Origin of the sequence: Pseudomonas sp. RA_15y_Pfl1_P11 (genome assembly GCF_963970975.1) — a bacterium.
GTDB lineage: Bacteria > Pseudomonadota > Gammaproteobacteria > Pseudomonadales > Pseudomonadaceae > Aquipseudomonas > Aquipseudomonas tritici.
This window is the reverse complement of record NZ_CAXAOY010000015.1, coordinates 1-19,630: the sequence shown is the minus strand read 5'-3', so window position 1 is coordinate 19,630 and position 19,630 is coordinate 1. Positions and strand designations below refer to the sequence as shown.

At 58.4% G+C, this 19,630-nt stretch carries 20 protein-coding genes; 14 read left to right on the top strand and 6 right to left on the bottom strand.

Going from position 1 to position 19,630, the window contains the following annotated elements; translation table 11 throughout:
• Positions 1-4 precede the first annotated feature (4 nt).
• Positions 5-892, bottom strand: coding sequence for a tRNA glutamyl-Q(34) synthetase GluQRS (gluQRS, locus tag AACY44_RS18705; protein WP_339420308.1), 888 nt, complete (start codon positions 890-892; stop codon positions 5-7).
• 83 nt (positions 893-975) lie between these two features.
• A complete protein-coding gene (gene dksA / locus AACY44_RS18700) occupies positions 976-1,419 on the bottom strand; it encodes an RNA polymerase-binding protein DksA (RefSeq protein ID WP_025857127.1) in 444 nt (147 codons plus the stop codon).
• 319 nt (positions 1,420-1,738) lie between these two features.
• Between dksA and AACY44_RS18695 the strand changes: the two genes are divergently transcribed.
• A complete protein-coding gene (locus AACY44_RS18695) occupies positions 1,739-2,911 on the top strand; it encodes a pyridoxal phosphate-dependent aminotransferase (protein WP_339530817.1) in 1,173 nt (390 codons plus the stop codon).
• Entirely contained in the window at positions 2,911-3,621 is a 711-nt protein-coding gene (gene sfsA / locus AACY44_RS18690) for a DNA/RNA nuclease SfsA (protein WP_339420310.1), read from the top strand. Before AACY44_RS18695 ends, sfsA begins: the two co-directional genes overlap by 1 nt.
• On the opposite strand, the gene AACY44_RS18685 is transcribed toward sfsA, so the two are convergent.
• Positions 3,618-3,935: a Rieske (2Fe-2S) protein gene (locus tag AACY44_RS18685; RefSeq protein WP_339420311.1), complete on the bottom strand. Its 318-nt coding sequence runs from the start codon at positions 3,933-3,935 to the stop codon at positions 3,618-3,620. The two genes, sfsA and AACY44_RS18685, sit on opposite strands and share 4 nt — an antisense overlap.
• 156 nt (positions 3,936-4,091) lie before the next feature.
• Between AACY44_RS18685 and AACY44_RS18680 the strand changes: the two genes are divergently transcribed.
• Genes AACY44_RS18680 through AACY44_RS18670 form a run of 3 tightly spaced genes read left to right on the top strand, consistent with a single transcriptional unit; the run spans position 4,092 to position 6,771 of the window.
• Complete coding sequence (locus AACY44_RS18680; protein WP_339420312.1) at positions 4,092-4,970, top strand: heme/hemin ABC transporter substrate-binding protein; 879 nt, start codon at positions 4,092-4,094, stop codon at positions 4,968-4,970.
• Positions 4,967-6,004 (top strand): FecCD family ABC transporter permease, encoded by a 1,038-nt coding sequence (locus AACY44_RS18675; RefSeq protein WP_339437537.1) that lies wholly within the window; start codon positions 4,967-4,969, stop codon positions 6,002-6,004. The genes AACY44_RS18680 and AACY44_RS18675 overlap by 4 nt, the downstream gene beginning before the upstream one ends.
• The gene (locus tag AACY44_RS18670) at positions 6,004-6,771 is read left to right on the top strand and encodes a heme ABC transporter ATP-binding protein (protein ID WP_339420314.1); all 768 of its coding nucleotides are present in this window, start codon (positions 6,004-6,006) and stop codon (positions 6,769-6,771) included. The genes AACY44_RS18675 and AACY44_RS18670 overlap by 1 nt, the downstream gene beginning before the upstream one ends.
• 237 nt (positions 6,772-7,008) lie before the next feature.
• On the opposite strand, the gene AACY44_RS18665 is transcribed toward AACY44_RS18670, so the two are convergent.
• The 3 genes from AACY44_RS18665 to AACY44_RS18655 all read right to left on the bottom strand — a co-directional run bounded on the left by AACY44_RS18665 (position 7,009) and on the right by AACY44_RS18655 (position 9,468).
• On the bottom strand, positions 7,009-7,281 hold the full coding sequence (locus AACY44_RS18665) for a TfoX/Sxy family protein (RefSeq protein ID WP_339437538.1): 273 nt from the start codon (positions 7,279-7,281) through the stop codon (positions 7,009-7,011).
• 193 nt (positions 7,282-7,474) lie between these two features.
• Positions 7,475-7,819, bottom strand: a complete 345-nt coding sequence (locus tag AACY44_RS18660) for a pentapeptide repeat-containing protein (RefSeq protein WP_339420315.1) — start codon at positions 7,817-7,819, stop codon at positions 7,475-7,477.
• Positions 7,820-7,911: 92 nt separating this feature from the next.
• Positions 7,912-9,468, bottom strand: coding sequence for a bifunctional aminoglycoside phosphotransferase/ATP-binding protein (locus AACY44_RS18655; RefSeq protein WP_339437539.1), 1,557 nt, complete (start codon positions 9,466-9,468; stop codon positions 7,912-7,914).
• Between the two features lie 118 nt (positions 9,469-9,586).
• Between AACY44_RS18655 and mrcB the strand changes: the two genes are divergently transcribed.
• From mrcB to msrQ, 9 genes are all read left to right on the top strand, one after another.
• Positions 9,587-11,911, top strand: a complete 2,325-nt coding sequence (gene mrcB / locus AACY44_RS18650) for a penicillin-binding protein 1B (RefSeq protein WP_339420317.1) — start codon at positions 9,587-9,589, stop codon at positions 11,909-11,911.
• Between the two features lie 16 nt (positions 11,912-11,927).
• Positions 11,928-12,662 (top strand): tetratricopeptide repeat protein, encoded by a 735-nt coding sequence (locus tag AACY44_RS18645; protein ID WP_339420318.1) that lies wholly within the window; start codon positions 11,928-11,930, stop codon positions 12,660-12,662.
• A complete protein-coding gene (locus tag AACY44_RS18640; protein WP_065875696.1) occupies positions 12,662-12,991 on the top strand; it encodes a YqcC family protein in 330 nt (109 codons plus the stop codon). Before AACY44_RS18645 ends, AACY44_RS18640 begins: the two co-directional genes overlap by 1 nt.
• Positions 12,992-13,422: 431 nt before the next feature.
• On the top strand, positions 13,423-15,147 hold the full coding sequence (locus tag AACY44_RS18635; RefSeq protein ID WP_339420319.1) for an acetolactate synthase 3 large subunit: 1,725 nt from the start codon (positions 13,423-13,425) through the stop codon (positions 15,145-15,147).
• A gap of 2 nt (positions 15,148-15,149) precedes the next feature.
• A complete protein-coding gene (gene ilvN, locus AACY44_RS18630) occupies positions 15,150-15,641 on the top strand; it encodes an acetolactate synthase small subunit (protein ID WP_003176102.1) in 492 nt (163 codons plus the stop codon).
• Between the two features lie 47 nt (positions 15,642-15,688).
• A complete protein-coding gene (gene ilvC, locus AACY44_RS18625) occupies positions 15,689-16,705 on the top strand; it encodes a ketol-acid reductoisomerase (protein ID WP_007948647.1) in 1,017 nt (338 codons plus the stop codon).
• Positions 16,706-16,848: 143 nt separating this feature from the next.
• Positions 16,849-17,706: a CDP-diacylglycerol--serine O-phosphatidyltransferase gene (gene pssA, locus AACY44_RS18620; protein WP_049711521.1), complete on the top strand. Its 858-nt coding sequence runs from the start codon at positions 16,849-16,851 to the stop codon at positions 17,704-17,706.
• Positions 17,707-17,769: 63 nt separating this feature from the next.
• The gene (msrP, locus tag AACY44_RS18615) at positions 17,770-18,783 is read left to right on the top strand and encodes a protein-methionine-sulfoxide reductase catalytic subunit MsrP (RefSeq protein WP_339420320.1); all 1,014 of its coding nucleotides are present in this window, start codon (positions 17,770-17,772) and stop codon (positions 18,781-18,783) included.
• Complete coding sequence (gene msrQ / locus AACY44_RS18610) at positions 18,783-19,403, top strand: protein-methionine-sulfoxide reductase heme-binding subunit MsrQ (RefSeq protein WP_339420321.1); 621 nt, start codon at positions 18,783-18,785, stop codon at positions 19,401-19,403. The genes msrP and msrQ overlap by 1 nt, the downstream gene beginning before the upstream one ends.
• Positions 19,404-19,630: the final 227 nt, after the last annotated feature.

Below are 19,630 nucleotides of genomic sequence, written 5' to 3'. Positions count from 1 at the left end.
GCCTTCAGCTCAATTGCGCTTCGGCCAGCGTGAGTGCGCGCGGGATCTTTGTCGCATCCCAGTGCGAAATGCCCCAATCCAGCAGTTCTCGTGGGCTGGCGTGCAACAGTTCGGCGCCGGGTTGCTGGCCGAGGGCGCGCAGGGCTCTCAGTAGCAAAGGCGTGGCCTGGTCGGGCGTCAACGGTGGGGAACGATAGGATTTGCCAAGCTTGTTACCGTCCGGCTGGATGATCAGCGGCACGTGCAGGTAGCGCGGTTGGCGCAGGCCGAGCAACTCTTGCAAGTAGAGTTGGCGTGGCGTGGAGTCGAGCAGGTCAGCGCCGCGCACGATGTCGGTAACACCTTGCCATGCATCGTCGAGCACCACAGCCAGTTGATAGGCATAAAGGCCATCTCGGCGACGGATGACGAAATCGCCTACATCGCGTCCCAGGTGCTGTCGGAATTCGCCCTGAACACGGTCGGTAAAGTGGTACGCAAGCTCAGGAACACGCAAGCGGATGGCGGCGTCCTGCTGATCGTGACCGGCATTGCGACACAGGCCTGGGTAGATCCCGTTGTAGGGTTCCAGTTGTTTGCGTGAGCAGGTGCAGGCGTAGGCCAGGCCTTGGTTGAACATGTCGTTCAGCACTTTGGCGTAGGCTTCGTGCCGCTCGCTTTGTCGGACCAGTTCACCGTCCCATTCAAAGCCGTAGCTTTCCAGTGCGTGCAGAATCGCGGCTTGGGCGCCGGGCGCTTCACGGGGTGGGTCGAGGTCTTCCATGCGCATCAACCAGCGGCCGTTATTGGCGCGGGCATCAAGGTAGGAGGCGAGAGCGGCGACCAGCGAGCCAAAATGCAAATGGCCACTGGGCGTGGGGGCGAAACGCCCGATATAGGTAGAGGCTGTCATGGGCCGGATACTACTGGAAATTCGGTAAACGCCAGAAACAAAAATGGGGCGTTTGCACGCCCCATTCGTTCAGCTCGGCGGGATTACTTGCCGACCTGTTTTTCCTTGATTTCGGCCAAGGTCTTGCAGTCTACGCAGAGGTCCGCGGTTGGGCGGGCTTCCAGGCGACGGATACCGATCTCGACACCGCAGGATTCGCACCAGCCGTATTCTTCGTCCTTGATCAGCTGCAGCGTCTTGTCGATCTTCTTGATCAACTTGCGCTCGCGATCGCGGGCGCGCAGTTCAAGGGCGAATTCTTCTTCCTGGCTCGCACGGTCGGCCGGATCAGGGAAGTTGGCTGCTTCGTCCTTCATATGGTCAACGGTGCGGTCGACCTCCTGCATCAAGTCCTGTTTCCACTTGTTCAGGATTTTGGTGAAGTGCTCGCGCATGGGCTCGCCCATGTACTCCTCACCTTTCTTCTCTACGTAAGGTTCGAAGCCGTTGAGGCCTTGAGTCTGCTGTTGCTTTGCTTGGGTGGACATGAATAGACCGCCTCTCACTCTTCTAATCCATTGCGCAGGATTGCAACGTCACCGACACCTGCCGGCCCTGCGGCTGCAAGCGGGCGAACTTACCAGATAGATTCGGGGTGCGCCACTCCCGGTTGTCGAGGCACATGGCTAAGGGGTTGCAAACTACATCAGCCCGCCATTGCTGGGTATGTGTTGCCTCGAGTGTTGATTTTAGTCGTTTTGCAGGCGCTTGCCCGATCCGTACAGGCCGCCGGGCAGGCAATAGAACATGTTTTACGGCACGGGTTCGGTAGAATCCAGATTTTGTCCCTACCGTTAAGGAAGGCTAATGGCTCAGCCCTACAGTGCGCGCAGTCGCGCCATCGAACCTTTTCATGTCATGGCATTGCTGGCGCGGGCCAATGAGCTGCAGGCCGCCGGGCATGACGTGATCCACCTGGAAATCGGGGAGCCGGATTTCACTACCGCTGAGCCGATCATCCAAGCCGGCCAGGCCGCATTGGCCAATGGCAAGACCCGCTACACCGCGGCCCGCGGACTGCCGGAACTACGCGAAGCCATCAGCGGTTTCTATCAGCTGCGCTACGGGCTGAACGTTGACCCCCAGCGTATTTTGATCACCCCTGGTGGTTCCGGCGCCTTGTTGCTGGCCAGCAGCCTGTTGGTGGACCCGGGCAAGCATTGGTTGCTCGCAGATCCTGGCTACCCCTGCAATCGCCACTTCCTGCGATTGGTGGAGGGCGCGGCGCAACTGGTGCCGGTTGGCCCCGAGGTGCGCTATCAGTTGACCGCTGGCCTGGTAGCCAAGCACTGGGACCAGGACAGTGTGGGCGCGCTGGTAGCGTCGCCAGCCAACCCGACTGGGACGATCCTGACCCGCGACGAATTGGCCGCTCTTTCCGGCGCAATCAAAGCGCGCAACGGCCATCTGGTGGTGGATGAGATTTACCATGGCCTGACCTACGGCACAGACGCAGCCAGCGTGCTGGAAGTAGACGATGATGCTTTCGTCCTGAATAGTTTTTCGAAGTATTTCGGCATGACGGGCTGGCGGCTGGGTTGGTTGGTTGCGCCGCCTGACGCTGTGGGTGAATTGGAGAAACTGGCGCAAAACCTCTATATCAGTGCGCCAAGCATGGCGCAGCACGCGGCGCTGGCCTGCTTCACTCCACAAACCTTGAACATTCTGGAAGAGCGCCGGGCAGAATTTGGTCGCCGTCGCGACTTCCTGCTGCCAGCCTTGCGCGAGCTGGGATTCGGTATTGCCGTCGAGCCGGAAGGCGCATTCTATTTGTATGCCGATATCAGCGCGTTCGGCGGTGATGCCTTCGCATTCTGTCGCCACTTCCTCGAAACCGAGCATGTGGCATTTACCCCAGGCCTGGATTTTGGCCGCTATCAAGCCGGCCACCATGTGCGCTTTGCCTACACGCAAAACCTCGATCGGTTACAGGAAGCAGTTGAACGGATCGCACGTGGCTTGCGGAGTTGGCAAGGCTGATGCGCTTTAATCCTCCCCTCGAAGAAGCGCGGCTGATTCGCCGTTACAAGCGTTTTCTCACCGATATCGAAACCGTTAACGGCGAGTTGCTGACTATTCATTGCCCTAATACCGGCTCGATGCTCAATTGCATGGTCGAAGGCGGGCAGGTCTGGTTCAGCCGGTCCAATGACCCCAAACGCAAGTTGCCCGGCACCTGGGAAATCGCCGAGACACCCCAGGGCCGTCTGGCGTGCGTAAACACGGCGCGTGCCAATCAGTTGGTCGAGGAGGCATTGCGTGCTGGGGTAATTACCGAACTCAATGGCTTCACCGCCTTGAAGCGCGAAGTACCCTACGGTCAGGAGAAAAGTCGCATCGACTTTCGCCTGGAGTATCCCGACGGCGCGGCCTACGTTGAAGTCAAAAGCGTGACCCTGGGCTTTGATGGCTCCTCGGTTGCCGCCTTCCCCGATGCGGTGACCCAGCGCGGCGCCAAGCATTTGCGCGAACTGGCCCATCTGGCGCGCGAGGGCGTGCGGGCAGTGCAATTGTATTGCGTCAATCTCTCGGGGATTGATGCAGTGCGCCCGGCCGTGGAGATCGACGCCGGTTACGCCTCGGCGCTACGTGAAGCCAAGGCGGCGGGGGTGGAAGTGCTGGCCTATGGCGTGCGGGTTACATCAGAAGAAATCTGTGTAGATCGACGGTTGGACGTGCTGCTCGACTAGAGTTCCACCCAAAGGCCTTGGGCGTCTTCGCGGCCAAGCAGGGGGGTGAGGCTTTGGCCGGCGCAAGGGCCGGCGATGCACTCGCCGCTTTCGATCAGGAACAGAGCGCCGTGGGTGGCGCATTGGATCAGGCTGGCGCTGGAGTCGAGGAACTGATCGGGTTGCCATTCCAGTGGAACACCGCGATGGGGGCAGCGGTTGATATAGAAGTAGGGCACGCCGTCTCGGCGCACGGCCAACAGCTTGCAGCCGTCGATGTCAAAACCGAGGCTGCTGTCTGGCGCGAGGGTGTCGGAGGAGCAGAGAAACTTCATTTCAGTCCTTAAGTGCCTTGACGTTCAAATGCAAACAATTATCAAATGCCGGCTTCGTTCGTTAGCTGTGCGGGTGCTCATTACGATGCCGGGCAAGCGTTTTCTGTCACGTCGATGAGTGCTTGAGCGGCCCTGCCCCTGGAAGGAAACCCTGTTATGCGCCTGAGTGCCAGCGCTATCGCGCTTGTTGTCGGACTGCTGGTCAACCATGGGGCCCAAGCCTCTGAACTGTCACAACGCTGGGTAAGTGCCGGTGGGGCGCTGTCGGAATGGGTGGCGGTCCTGGGCGGTGAGTCAAAATTGGTGGGGGTCGATACCACCAGCCAGCATCCCGAATCCCTCAAGGCGTTGCCGAGCATTGGGTACCAGCGACAGTTGTCGGCTGAAGGCATCCTGAGTTTGCGCCCGCAAGTGCTGGTGGGGACTGAAGAAATGGGCCCACCGCCTGTGCTGGCGCAGATTCGTAGCGCGGGCGTGCAGGTGGAGATGTTCTCAGCGCAACCGGACTTGTCTGCGTTAAAAGGCAATCTTCAGCACTTGGGCAAGTTGCTGGGCAGTGACGCCAAGGCCACCGAATTGTTTGCCGGATATGAGCAGGCGCTGAATCAGCAAAAGCGTTGGGTTGCCAAGGCTCAGTCCACCCAAAATGCGCCAGGTGTACTGCTGCTGCTCGGGCATGCAGGCGGCAAGCCGCTGATCGCGGGCAAAGACACAGCGGCTGATTGGATGTTGCAACAGGCGGGCGGGCGCAATCTGGCGACCCACAGTGGTTACAAACCTTTTTCGGTGGAGTCGTTGGCGGGGTTGAGCCCGGAGGTCCTTGTGTTTGCTGACCGTGCCCTTAGTGGTGATGCGGCGCGTGCGGCGCTATTCAAAGAGAACCCGATCCTGGCTTCCACACCGGCGGCTAAGAATGGGCGGGTGTTTGAGGTGGACACCACCTTGTTGGTCGGCGGGCTTGGACCGCGCCTGCCGCAAAGCCTGGCAGAGCTGTCTGCCGGGTTCTATCCGTCCCAGGCTAAGCCTGCCCCATGACCACGCTGGTTAAACCGAAGATGTTGTTTATTGGGCTGGCGCTGTTGTGTGTATTGGCTATCTGGCTCTCGCTGGCGTTGGGGCCGGTCAGCTTGCCATGGCTGGATACCCTCAACGCCGCGTTGCGACTGATGGGGCTGCCTATTCAGGCACAGGGGCTGGAGCAGGCTGAGCTGATCCTGGGGCAGATCCGTTTGCCGCGTACGCTGCTGGGGTTGGCGGTCGGCGGTGTGTTGGCTTTGTCGGGCGTGGCGATGCAGGGATTGTTCCGCAACCCTCTGGCTGATCCTGGGTTAGTCGGGGTTTCCAGCGGTGCGGCGTTGGGGGCTGCAGTGGCGATTGTCGGTGCTTCGTTTTTGGGCGGTTTGCCGGATGCGTTCGGGCCGTACTTGTTGTCGCTGTGCGCATTCCTCGGCGGGCTGGGCGTCACCGCATTGGTCTATCGACTGGGGCGGCGCAACGGCCAAACCAATGTCGCGACGATGCTGCTTGCCGGCATTGCCCTTACAGCCCTCGCCGGTTCTGCGGTGGGCCTGTTTACCTACCTGGCCGATGACGCCACCTTGCGCACCCTGACGTTCTGGAACCTGGGCAGCCTAAACGGCGCCAGCTATTCACGGTTATGGCCGCTGTTGCTGGTGAGCGCGGGCGTGGCGCTGTGGTTGCCGCGCCGAGCGAAGGCGTTGAATGCATTGCTGCTCGGCGAGTCAGAAGCCAATCACCTTGGGATTGATGTGGAAAGGCTTAAGCGTGAGCTGGTCTTCTGCACGGCTTTGGGGGTGGGCGCAGCCGTGGCCGCAGCGGGCATGATTGGCTTCGTGGGCCTGGTGGTACCGCATCTGGTGAGATTGCTGACGGGGCCGGATCATCGGGTGCTGTTGCCAGCATCCGTATTGGCGGGTGCAAGCCTGCTGCTGTTTGCCGATCTGGTGGCGCGCCTTGCCTTGGCGCCGGCTGAGCTGCCGATCGGCATCGTCACTGCGTTTATAGGCGCTCCGTTTTTTCTTTACCTGTTGTTGCGGGGGCGTGCCTGATGCTGCGTGTGGAAGACTTGCAGATCTGTCGCGGGCGCAAAATTGTGTTGGCGAATGTCACCCTCGATTTATTGCCGGGCGAGGTGCTTGGCGTATTGGGCCCAAATGGCGCGGGTAAAAGCACGTTGCTAGGAGCGTTGTGCGGTGAACTGCATCCCGATCAGGGCAAGGTCTGGCTGGATCAACGACCGTTGAGCGAATGGAGTGGCGCGCAGCGGGCGCAGCGCCTCGCGGTCTTGCCACAGACGTCGACGCTGGACTTTGCGTTCCGCGTCGAACAGGTTGTCGGCATGGGGCGCTTGCCACATCACACTGGGCGAGTGCGCGACGACGAGATTATCGAGGCCGCCTTGCAGGCGGCAGATGTCGGTCACTTGAGCGGTCGCAGCTACCTGGCGTTGTCTGGCGGGGAGCGTCAACGCGTTCATCTCGCGCGCGTGCTTGCGCAGTTATGGCCAGGTGAAGCTGGGCAGACGTTGTTGCTGGATGAGCCGACGTCAATGCTGGACCCATTGCACCAACATACGACCTTGCAGGCCATTCGGACCTTTGCTGATCGAGGGGCGGCAGTGCTGGTGATCCTTCATGACCTGAACCTGGCGGCGCGTTACTGTGATCGAATTCTGTTGCTGGAGGCGGGGCGTCCCCATGCCTTGGATACACCGGCGCAGGTAATGCAGCCTGAGCCGCTGAAAGCGGTGTTTGGTCTGGATGTGCTCGTGCAACGCCATCCGGAACGTGGGCATCCGTTGATTATTGCGCGCTAGGTTTTGACAGACAAAAAAAGACCCGGCAAGAGCCGGGTCAAATAACCGTGATTAGCCTGATGAGGAGATAATCTGAGAGTCCGAACCAATGGTCTTTCAGTTATCGGCTGATCTCGCGACCAGTTGTGATAATCATAACGATTCTCATTTGAGAGTCAACATTTGTTTTTGCATGTCTTCCGCGTTCTCTCAAACGTATGTTCGAAATGCCTGTAAATGTTGGGTTTTATAGTCGAGCTAATTTTTCTGGCGTGCCGACAGAGCGTCCAATTGACGGTTCAACGCTTCCTTGCGCTCGGCAGGAATGTCGTTCCAGTGCACATCCATCAATGCCCCTTCGATGGCATACAGCAGCACTTTTGACGCACGGAACCCGCGCGTCCGCACGGCTCGGTAAGCATCGACCGCGCCCCGGCGACGCAAGTCGGACGCACTGTGGATCCCCACCGCATGCAGCCACTGTGCTGACGTCTTGCCGAGGTTTTTCAGGTGTTGCAGCTCATCGTTCATCAAGCCTCCTTGCGACGGCCGAATGGTTCGGTGGGTATCGTGACCAGGCAAGCCTGAACAGGAGTGTAGCGCTCAGTAGGAAAAGCGTAGTTCTTTAGTCGGAAACGGCCTAAAGACTTATGAGAATGACTAGATCATGCAGGCGGGAAGTCCCCGGTTCGACTATGCGAAACCGGGGTAGAGGCAGCGGGTTTTAGCGGGTACGGTAGCGTAGGCGGGTGCCGAAATTGACCGACATAAGGATCTCGTCCGCAGTCAGTTCTGGCGGGAAGTAAGTACCGGAAATCTGCGCATGGGCCAGGCTAGCCCCTTCCAGTGGGCAGTCACGCAGGTCCAGGCCACGCAAATCGGCGGAACGGAAATAAGCGTCGGTAAAATCCACGCCAGCGGCGTTAAGCTCACGCAGGTCCAACCCACGGAAGTCGCCACCGCGCATGTCGATGACGCCGTCTTCTGGGCGTTCCTGGTTAAACCCGCGGACATCGTCTTTATGCAGGAGCGAGTAAAGCGGAGTATCAAGAAGCTTGGGCTGACTCATGAACGCGACTCCTGTTGGATTTATGACGCCATTATAGTGCCACTATTGCTTGGTCGTGCGACTTGGCAGACGACACGACCAAGAAATTTTTCTTACAGGCCTGGCAAGTGTTGGCGAATATGCGCGACCAAGGCATCCAGGGTCCCGCTTTCATTAGTTTCGACGCGTTTGCTGAGAAGCAGTTCCTCGGCTGTCAGCGGGTCGCGATTAGCGTGCTGTTCTTCGATAACCGTCAATGTCGCGTCGGAAGGGTCGTTTTTATCTGCCTGACGTTGCGCCAACCAACTTGAGATAACGGCCTGAGGCGCATTGCAATCCAGGATCAGGAAGGGTGCACCGGTGGCTTCAGCAATCTTTGCAGCTGCATCACGTTGTTCACGCTGAAGGAAGGTCGCATCCAGCACCACTGGGTAACCTGCGCGAAGGACGGTGTCGGCGATTTCATTCAAGCGCGCGTAGGTCGCCGCGCTGGCATCGGCTGCATAGATGCCGGCCTGATGCGTGTTTTCCACATGTTGCTCGCCGAACAGGCGCTTGCGCTCCACATCCGAACGCAGGCGCACAGCGCCCAAGGCTTCGACCAGGCGCATGGCAACGTGGCTTTTGCCTACAGCCGAAACACCGTGGGTAATCGCCAGGAAGCGCGATGGAATGGTGCTGTAGCTTTCCGCCAGGTTGGCATAGTTGCGGTATTGGCGCAGGGTCGTCGCGCGCTGCACCGGGCTGGCTTCGCTCGGCATGCTGAACAGTGAAACCTTGGCGCGTACCAGCGCGCGGTAGGCTTTATAGAAGTTCAGGACTTCCAGGCCCTGATAATCACCGGTCAGCTCCAGGTATTGGCTGATGAAGCGACGCGCCAGGGACTTGAGGCCACGGTCTTCCAGGTCCATGGCCAGGAAGGCGGTGTCGGCGTACACGTCGGTAAAGCGGAAAGGCTCGTTGAACTCGATGCAGTCGAAGATCACCACGTGGCCATCGATCAAGGTTGCGTTACCCAAGTGAATATCACCGTGGCATTCGCGGGTGAAACCCTCCAGCTTGCGCTGGGCGAACAGCGGCTTGAGGCGCTCGAAGCTGCTTTCGGCCCAGGCGTGCAGCGCGACCAGTTGAGCCAGGTCAGCCTTGTCGCTGAGGAACGGGCGGATCTGATCGAAGTTCTGGCGAACCGGTGCCATCACTTCGTCCGGGGTGCCGGCAGGATGTTCTTGCGGGACTTTCGGCGCGGTGAGGTGGAAGTGCGCGATCTGCTTGGCCATCTCATCAATGTGCGCGCTGGTCAGTTCGCCGTTGGCTTGCAAGGTACTGAGCAATTGGCTTTGTGGGAACTGACGCATTTTCAGCGCGTACTCGATGACCGGGCCATCGCCACCCAGTTGCGGGGCTTCGGCAGTGCCGGTGATCGGCAACACTTCAAGATACAAATCGTCGGTCAAGCGCTGGTTGAGGCGCAGTTCTTCCCGGCAGAAGTGGCCGCGTTTTTCCAGGTCGGTGAAATCCAAAAAGCCGAAGTTCATCGGCTTCTTCAGTTTATAGGCGTAGGAACCGGTCAGTACGACCCAGGAAATATGGGTCTCGATGACTTGGAACGCTTCAACCGGATGGGGGTATAAAGCCGGGTTTTGCAGGGCAGCGATCAGGGACTGGCTCACGGGCGATCCTTCAGAGTCTGGGGAAAAGCATGGCGGGCATTATGGCTGCTGCGGCCGGTCGTGCAAACCGCTGTCCGGCTCATGTTGATCCTCAATAAAGTGCGTATAATCCGCCGCCATGACTCGAACCCGATCTCCCCGTTCCCGTAAAAAACCTCCCTCCCGTGGCCTTCGCCCTTGGCTGGGCTGGGCGCTCAAGCTTGGCTTGGTAGGCTTTGTGGTGCTCGCCGGCTTTGCGGTGTACCTCGACGCTGTGGTCCAGGAGAAATTCTCCGGCAAGCGCTGGACCATTCCGGCCAAGGTATACGCGCGCCCACTGGAGCTGTTCACCGGCCAGAAGCTGAGCAAGGACGACTTCCTGACCGAGCTCGACGCCTTGGGCTACCGCCGCGAGCCCGTGAGCAACGGTCCGGGTTCGGCCGCCGTCACGGGTAACACCGTCGACCTGAATACCCGTGGCTTCCAGTTCTACGAAGGCCTGGAAAAAGCCCAGCCGGTGCGCGTGCGCTTTTCCGGCGATTACGTAGCCGAGTTGTCGTCGCTCAATGGCTCCAAGCTGCCCGTGGTTCGCCTGGAACCGCTGATGATCGGCGGCATTTACCCGAAAAACCTTGAAGATCGCATTCTGATCAAGCTTGATCAGGTGCCGCCGTACCTGCTGGAAACACTGGTTGCCGTCGAAGACCGCGATTTTTATCACCACTGGGGCGTCTCGCCGAAGTCGATTGCTCGCGCGATCTGGGTGAATACGTCCGGCGGTAAGATGACCCAGGGCGGCAGCACGCTCACGCAACAATTGGTCAAGAACTTCTATCTGACCAATGAGCGCAGCCTGACGCGTAAGCTCACCGAAGCCATGATGGCGATGTTGCTGGAGCTGCATTACAGCAAGCAGGAAATCCTCGAGGCTTACCTCAATGAGGTGTTCGTCGGCCAAGATGGCCAGCGCGCCGTGCATGGTTTTGGCTTGGCCAGCCAGTTCTTCTTTGGCCAGCCGCTGTCTGAATTGAAGCTGCATCAGGTCGCGCTGCTGGTGGGCATGGTCAAGGGGCCTTCCTACTACAACCCGCGTCGTAACCCTGAGCGCGCACTGGAACGTCGTAACCTGGTGCTCGATGTGCTTGAGCAACAAGGCGTTGCCACGGCGGACCAAGTCGCTGCGGCGAAGAAAATGCCACTGGGTGTAACCACCCGCGGCAAGCTGGCGGACAGCTCCTTCCCAGGCTTTATCGACCTGGTCAAACGCCAACTGCGTGAAGACTACCGCGATGAAGACTTGACCGAAGAAGGCCTGCGGATCTTCACCAGTTTCGACCCGATCCTGCAGATGAAAGCCGAAGCGTCCGTCAATGACACCTTCAAGCGCCTCAAGGGCCGTAAAGGCTCCGATGAAGTCGAAGCGGCAATGGTCGTGACCAACCCGGAAACCGGTGAAGTGCAGGCCATGATCGGCAGTCGCCAGGCCAACTTCGCCGGTTTCAACCGCGCGCTGGATGCAGTGCGGCCGATTGGCTCGTTGGTCAAGCCCGCGGTCTACCTGACCGCCCTGGAAAAACCGAGCAAATACACCCTGACCAGTTGGCTGTCGGATGACCCATTGTCGGTCAAAGGTGCTGATGGCCAGGTGTGGACGCCACAGAACTTCGACCGTCGCTCCCACGGTACGGTGTTCCTATACCAAGGGATCGCGCACTCCTACAACATCTCGACTTCCCGCCTCGGCCTTGAAGTCGGCGTGCCGAACGTCCTCAAGACGATCGCGCGACTGGGGGTTACCCGTGAGTTCCCGGCCTTTCCGTCGATCCTGCTGGGGGCTGGCGCGATGACCCCAATGGAAGTCGCAACCATGTACCAGACCCTGGCCAACGGTGGTTTCAATACACCGATGCGCGGGATCCGTAGCGTGTTGACTGCCGAAGGTGAGCCGCTCAAGCGTTACCCGTTCCAGATTCAGCAACGTTTTGACGCGGGCTCCATCTACCTGATCCAGAACGCCATGCAGCGCGTGATGCGTGAAGGAACCGGGCGTTCGGTTTATAGCGTGCTGCCGGCGAACCTGACATTGGCAGGCAAGACCGGTACCAGTAACGATTCGCGCGACAGTTGGTTTGCCGGCTTCGGCCAGGACGTGCTGGCGGTGGTGTGGCTGGGGCGCGACGACAACGGCAAGACCCCGTTCACCGGTGCTACCGGTGCGCTGCAGGTCTGGACCAGTTTCATGCGCAAAGCCGACCCGCTGCCGTTGAACATGCCGCAGCCGGATAACATCGTTCAGGCCTGGATTGATCCGCACACGGGTCAAGGCTCCGATGCCAATTGTCCGGGCGCGGTGCAGATGCCGTATATTCGCGGCAGCGAACCGCCACCCGGTGCCGCATGCGCTGGCAGTGCACCTGCTGACGCGGAATCGGTGATGGATTGGGTCAAGGGCTGGATGAATTAAGCAAAGAGGGTTTCAAGTGAACAAATGGTTGTTTCCAGCTATTACAGCTCTGGCTTTGCTCAGCGGTTGCTCCAGCGTTCAACGCGGCTCCATTCCCGTGGTGGACTCGAGCACAGCCGTCTCCAATAACGACCGGATTTCGGCCAATGGCGGGTTCCGTCAAACCGTGACCAAGCGTCCTGCGCAGGCAACGACCCAGGCCATGCCACAGGATTCCGGCGTGGTGGTGATGGTGCCAGGCGGCGGCGCAGCGGCATCGGCGCCGATCAGTGCTGAGCCCTGGACACCGGGGCCAAGCACCTCGGGCCCGATTGACTCCACGCCGGTTCAAGCGGCGCCGATCAATCAAGGCACCTACAACATGCCGTCGACGCCAAGTGGTATTCCGTCATCCTCCAGCGGTGGCGGCCTGTCGGCTGATGAGCAATTGGACGGCCCGGTGCTGGCGCTGCTGACCACTGCCCAGCAACAGCAGGCAGGGGGTGATTTGAACGGCGCTTCGTCCAGCCTTGAGCGCGCCCAGCGTGTTGCACCTCGCGAACCTCAAGTGTTGTATCGCTTGGCGCAAGTACGCATGGCCCAGGGCGACGCGCCGCAAGCCGAGCAGTTTGCCCGTCGGGGCCTGACCCTGGCTCACGGTCGTCCAGACCTGCAAGCCAGTCTGTGGGCCTTGATTGGTGACGCGCGTGCTGCACAAGGTGACGCAGCCGGCGCGGCCCAGGCTCGCCTGAAAGCCAAGGTCAGCCTCTGATGGATGCACGCTTTCCCGCAATTGCCGAACAGTTATTGCTGATTGAGCGCGAATTGCGCGTGCAGGGCTGGTGGGACGAGATGTCCCCCAGCGTCGAGGCACTCAGCAGCGTTGAGCCCTTTTCGGTAGACACCCTGGACTTTCACCAGTGGCTGCAATGGATCTTCCTGGTGCGCATGAAGCAGATCCTCGAGCAGGACCTGCCATTGCCAAATGCTTCAGGGATCATGGAGATGGCGGAGATGGTATACGCTGACCGTCCGCTGGAAAGCCTCGGCTTGCGCAATGCGCTGAAAAAGTTCGACCAACTGATCGCCGACGCTCGTTAATTGCCTGACTGCCGGGTTTTCCGGCAGTCTTGCGCACATTTCTACCGCTTGACGACATTCAGGCGAGTTTTATCCCTCCTCAAACCCCTTTCTCCTACGTTCTCATGCGCTTAGTTGGAAAAAAGCGCAATTATTGCTTGACTTGAAGGGGCTGAAACAGAAGAATCCAAAGTCCGCTGTATCGGGACTGCCAGAAGCAGGCCCGCTCAGCAGATCATGAGGCGCACATCCGCGCCGACCTGTTACACCCGCAACGCGTTACCTCGCGCTGGGTGGGAAAAGCCCGCAACACTTGGGACGATCCCAATACTTGCTCAGTCAGTGCTGACGTAGTCGGCGACCACCGTCGCTCATGCTCTGTTGAGAAGTAAACCTATTAAGACCCGTCGGTTTTCAACGGACGGTATTCTGGCGTTTTAGAGGTGAACAACGTGGAGCTTTTATCTGGCGGTGAGATGCTCGTCCGCTTTTTGCGTGACGAAGGTGTCGACTATATCTACGGGTACCCAGGGGGTGCTCTGCTGCATGTCTACGACGCACTGTTCAAGGAACCGGCTGTTACCCACATCCTGGTTCGCCACGAACAGGCCGCGACCCATATGGCTGACGGTTATGCCCGTGCCACCGGTAAAGCCGGTGTGGTACTGGTAACATCCGGCCCAGGCGCAACCAATGCCATTACCGGCATCGCGACTGCCTATATGGACTCCATCCCGATGGTGATCATTTCTGGCCAGGTGGCAAGCACCATGGTCGGTACCGATGCATTCCAGGAAACCGACATGATCGGTATCTCCCGGCCGATCGTGAAACACAGCTTCATGATCAAGCATGCGTCGGAAATTCCGGAAATCATGAAAAAGGCTTTCTACCTCGCACAGTCCGGTCGCCCGGGGCCTGTCGTGGTCGATATCCCGAAAGACATGACCAATCCGGCGGAAAAATTCGAATATATCTTCCCGAAAAAAGCCAAGCTGCGTTCCTACAGCCCGGCCGTTCGTGGGCACTCGGGGCAAATTCGCAAGGCAGCAGAAATGCTCCTGGCAGCCAAGCGTCCCGTGTTGTACTCGGGTGGTGGTGTGATTCTGGGCGGCGGTTCCGCACCGCTGACCGAACTGGCCAAGCTGCTGAACTTGCCGGTGACCAACACCTTGATGGGCCTCGGCGCATTTCCGGGTACGGATCGCCAGTTCGTCGGCATGCTCGGCATGCACGGCAGCTACACCGCCAACCTGGCGATGCACCATGCCGATGTGATCCTTGCAGTGGGTGCACGTTTCGATGACCGGGTAATCAACGGCGCGAGCAAATTCTGCCCGAACGCCAAGATCATCCATATCGACATCGACCCGGCGTCCATCTCCAAGACCATCAAGGCCGACGTCCCGATCGTAGGCCCTGTTGAAAGCGTATTGACCGAGATGGTTGCCGCGCTCAAGGACATCGGCGAAGCGCCGAACAAGGAATCCGTCGCCAGTTGGTGGAAGCAGATTGACGAATGGCGCGGTGATCGCGGCCTGTTCCCTTACGACAAGGGCGACGGCAGCATCATCAAGCCACAAACCGTGATCGAAACCCTGTGCGAAGTGACCAAGGGCGACGCCTTTGTGACCTCCGACGTGGGCCAACACCAGATGTTCGCTGCGCAGTACTACAAGTTCGACAAACCTAACCGCTGGATCAATTCCGGTGGCCTGGGCACGATGGGCTTTGGTTTCCCTGCGGCCATGGGTGTGAAACTGAGCTTCCCGGACACAGACGTCGCGTGCGTCACCGGTGAGGGCAGCATCCAGATGAATATCCAGGAACTGTCGACGTGCCTGCAGTACGGCCTTCCAGTGAAGATCGTCTGCTTGAACAACGGCGTGCTGGGCATGGTTCGTCAGTGGCAGGACATGAGCTACAACAGCCGTCACTCCCATTCCTACATGGAGTCGCTGCCAGATTTCATCAAATTGGTTGAAGCCTATGGCCACGTCGGCATTCGCATCACCGACTTGAAAGATCTGAAGCCGAAGATGGAAGAAGCGTTCGCCATGAAAGATCGCTTGGTGTTCATTGATATCAAGGTGGATACCAGCGAGCACGTCTACCCGATGCAGATCAAAGACGGCTCGATGCGCGACATGTGGCTGAACAAGACGGAGCGTACTTAATCATGCGGCACATTATCTCCCTGCTTTTGGAGAACGAACCCGGCGCTCTGTCCCGTGTTGTCGGCCTGTTTTCGCAACGCAACTACAACATCGAAAGCCTGACCGTGGCCCCGACCGAAGACCCGACCCTGTCGCGCCTGACGTTGACCACCGTGGGCCACGATGAGGTGATCGAGCAGATCACCAAGAACCTCAACAAGCTGATCGAAGTGGTCAAGCTGGTCGACCTGTCGGAAAGTGCCCACATCGAGCGCGAGTTGATGCTGGTCAAGGTCAAGGCCACCGGCGCCCAGCGTGCCGAGATCAAGCGCACTACCGATATTTATCGCGGGCAGATCGTCGATGTGAGCGCCAGCGTTTATACCGTTCAACTGACCGGTACAAGCGACAAGCTGGACAGCTTCATCCAATCGATCGGGACGGCCTCGATTCTGGAAACAGTACGCAGTGGTGTCACCGGGATTGCCCGTGGCGACAAAGTACTCAGCATTTAACCCAAATTAGTGAATGGCCTTACGGCCTGGATATATAGAGGAACCTCATGAAAGTTTATTACGAAAAAGATTGTGACCTGTCGATCATCCAGGGCAAGAAAGTCGCCATCATCGGCTACGGCTCCCAGGGTCATGCGCAAGCGTGCAATCTGAAAGATTCCGGCGTTGACGTGACTGTTGGCCTGCGCAAAGGCTCGGCCACTGTTGCCAAGGCTGAAGCCCATGGCCTGAAAGTGACTGACGTTGCTTCCGCCGTTGCTGCTGCCGACCTGGTCATGATCCTGACCCCGGACGAGTTCCAGTCCGCGCTGTACAAGAACGAAATCGAGCCGAACATCAAGAAGGGCGCCACCCTGGCCTTCTCTCACGGCTTCGCGATTCACTACAACCAGGTAGTGCCACGCGCTGACCTCGACGTGATCATGATCGCGCCGAAAGCCCCGGGCCACACTGTGCGTTCCGAGTTCGTCAAAGGCGGCGGTATCCCTGACCTGATCGCGATCTACCAGGACGCTTCGGGCAATGCCAAGAACGTTGCGCTGTCCTACGCTGCGGGTGTTGGCGGTGGTCGTACCGGCATCATCGAAACCACCTTCAAGGACGAGACTGAAACCGACCTGTTCGGCGAACAAGCCGTTCTGTGCGGCGGTACCGTTGAACTGGTAAAAGCCGGTTTCGAAACCCTGGTTGAAGCTGGCTATGCGCCGGAAATGGCCTACTTCGAATGCCTGCACGAACTGAAGCTGATCGTCGACCTCATGTATGAAGGCGGTATCGCCAACATGAACTACTCGATCTCCAACAACGCCGAGTACGGCGAGTACGTGACTGGCCCGGAAGTGATCAACGCCGAGTCCCGCCAGGCAATGCGCAACGCGCTGAAACGCATTCAGGATGGCGAATACGCCAAAATGTTCATCAGCGAAGGCGCGACCGGCTACCCTTCGATGACCGCCAAGCGTCGTAACAACGCCGCTCACGGTATCGAAATCATCGGCGAGCAACTGCGCTCCATGATGCCGTGGATCGGTGCCAACAAGATCGTCGACAAAGCCAAAAACTAAGTCGTACGCATCAACGGAAAACGCGGCTTAGGCCGCGTTTTTTCGTTTGTGGGCTGGTTCTGGTATAAAGCTGCATCGTTTGCGTGCGAACACTCGCCGCACGTATTTGTCGAATTTTTTCAAACCGTTGCAAGGTAAAGTCCATGAGCGAACGTCCCGAAGAGCCACACCAGGCTTCTGACGCCGAAAGCCTGCTGCCGATCGATGAGCATGTCGAAGAAGGGCATGACGCCGAAGGTCGCAAGGTCCGGCATCGTGGCATCTATCTTTTGCCCAACCTGTTCACTACGGCAAACCTGTTTGCCGGCTTCTATTCCATCATCAACTCCATGAGCGCCCAAAGTGCGTTGGCCGCGGGTGATGCGGTGAGTGCCAGTAAGTATTTCGGTTTTGCTGCCATTGCCATTTTCGTTGCCATGGTGCTCGACGGCCTTGATGGTCGCGTGGCACGCATGACTAACACGCAAAGCGCCTTCGGTGCCGAGTACGACTCGTTGTCGGATATGGTCGCGTTTGGTGTAGCCCCTGCGTTGCTGGCATTTGCCTGGGCGCTGGGTGATATGGGTAAGGTTGGCTGGATGGTCGCCTTCATCTATGTTGCGGGCGCTGCTTTGCGTCTGGCGCGCTTCAATACTCAGGTGGGCACTGCCGACAAGCGGTATTTCATCGGTCTTGCCAGCCCGGCGGCTGCGGGGGTGGTGGCAGGTATTGTCTGGGCGTTCAGTGATTACGGCATTCAGGGTTCGAAAATGTCGTTCCTGGTGGCGTTGATGGTAGCTGCTGCCGGCATGCTGATGGTCAGCAACATCAAGTACAACAGCTTCAAAGAGCTGGACCTCAAGGGGCGTGTGCCTTTCGTGGCAATTCTGGCAGTGGTGCTGGTGTTCGCCGTGGTGTTCAGTGATCCGCCGCGTATCCTTTTGCTGGCCTTTCTGGTCTACGCCGCTTCGGGCCCGGTTCAGTACCTGTTGCATCTGCGCCGCGACAAAACATTGCCTTAATGTAATTTCCCCCATACTCCGCAGTCTATTGGTGTATCAGTTCTCCAATGCTGCGGGGTTGCCATGTTAATCAAATTGCCTAAAGCGTCCGATTGCCATGAATCGGATGTCACTCCTGAATCCTTCTATCTTTCTCGCCGCCGCTTGCTCGGTGGTGCGCTTGCCAGTATCGCAGCCAGCAGTTTGCCGCGTTGGGCCAATGCTGAGGAAGCCTCACGTTATGCTGATGTCGAAGCGGGCAGGGCGCCGAGCTGGTTTGCCGAGAAGCTGCCGAGTACCAAATGGCAGGCGGTCACGGTAAAGGACGAAGCGATCACGCCGTTCAAGGATGCGACTCACTACAACAACTTCTATGAGTTTGGTACGGACAAGGGTGATCCCGCAGCGAATGCGGGCTCGCTCAAGACCGAGCCCTGGAGTGTGGTGATTGATGGCGAAGTCGCCAAGCCGGGGCGATATGCCCTGGAAGACTTTATGAAGCCGTATCAATTGGAAGAGCGTATCTACCGTCTGCGCTGCGTCGAGGCGTGGTCGATGGTCATCCCCTGGATCGGTTTTCCGATCTCGGCCTTGCTCAAGCAGGTTGAGCCAACCTCCAAGGCCAAGTACATCCGCTTTGAAACTCTCCAGGATTCCAAGAGTATGCCGGGCCAGCGTTCGAGTTTCGGCTTGATCGATTGGCCTTATATAGAAGGGTTGCGCCTGGATGAGGCGATGAACCCGCTGGCGATCCTGGCTGTTGGCATGTATGGGCGCGAACTGCCCAACCAGAACGGCGCGCCGCTTCGTTTGGTTGTGCCTTGGAAGTATGGCTTCAAGAGTGTGAAGTCCATTGTGCGGATCAGTCTCGTGAGCGAGCAACCGAAAACCACTTGGCAGAGCATTGCCGCGGATGAGTATGGGTTCTATGCGAATGTGAACCCCACGGTCGACCACCCACGCTGGACTCAGGCTCGGGAGCGTCGTCTGCCGAGCGGCCTGTTCAGTCCGAATGTGCGTGAAACGCAGATGTTCAACGGCTACTCCGATGAGGTGGCTTCTCTTTATACCGGTCTGGATTTACGGAAGAACTACTGATGCGCTATCCAGTTTGGCGCATTGGCGTCTTTATAGCTGCGGCGATATGGCCGTTGTATTGGCTGTATGAGGCGTGGGGTTTCGCCCTTGGGCCTGATCCGGGCAAGGTTCTGGTCGATCGACTGGGGTTGGGTACGTTGATCTTGTTGCTGATTACGCTTGGGATGACCCCGCTGCAGAAGCTTAGCGGTTGGGCCGGGTGGATAGCGGTTCGTAGACAATTGGGTTTGTGGTGCTTTGCCTATGTGGTGCTCCATCTGGCTGCTTATTGTGTGTTTGTGCTGGGGTTGGATTGGACGCAGTTGGCGGTGGAATTGCGCAAGCGGCCTTACATAATTGTGGGGGCGTTGGGGTTCCTGTCGCTGTTGGTATTGGCGGTGACGTCGAATCGTTATAGTCAGCGTCGGCTGGGGAATCGTTGGAAGAAGCTGCATCGCCTGGTGTATGTGATTCTTGGTTTCGGCTTGCTGCATATGCTGTGGATTGTGCGGGCTGATCTCAAGGAGTGGGCTATCTATGCTTCTATAGGCGTGGTGCTCTTAGTGCTGCGGATACCGCCTGTAATGCGTCGGATCCCCCGCCTTATTGCGAAAAAACCACTTTCTGCAACAAAAGCGTAATTAAGGGTTGACGGCAGATTCTGGAAGTCTATAATTCGCCCCACTTCCGGCGCAGTCGAAACGGAAAACTCCTTGGTAAACAAAGAGTTATGCGAAATTTGACAGCGAGTTGCTTCAGTTGATCGAAGCCCAGAAGGAGTTGGTAGGGCGGTGTTGTTTGGCTCTATTAACGTTTCGATCCTCTCGGTCGAAAGCGGAGAAAAAGAGGTGTTGACAGCAGCGTGTAA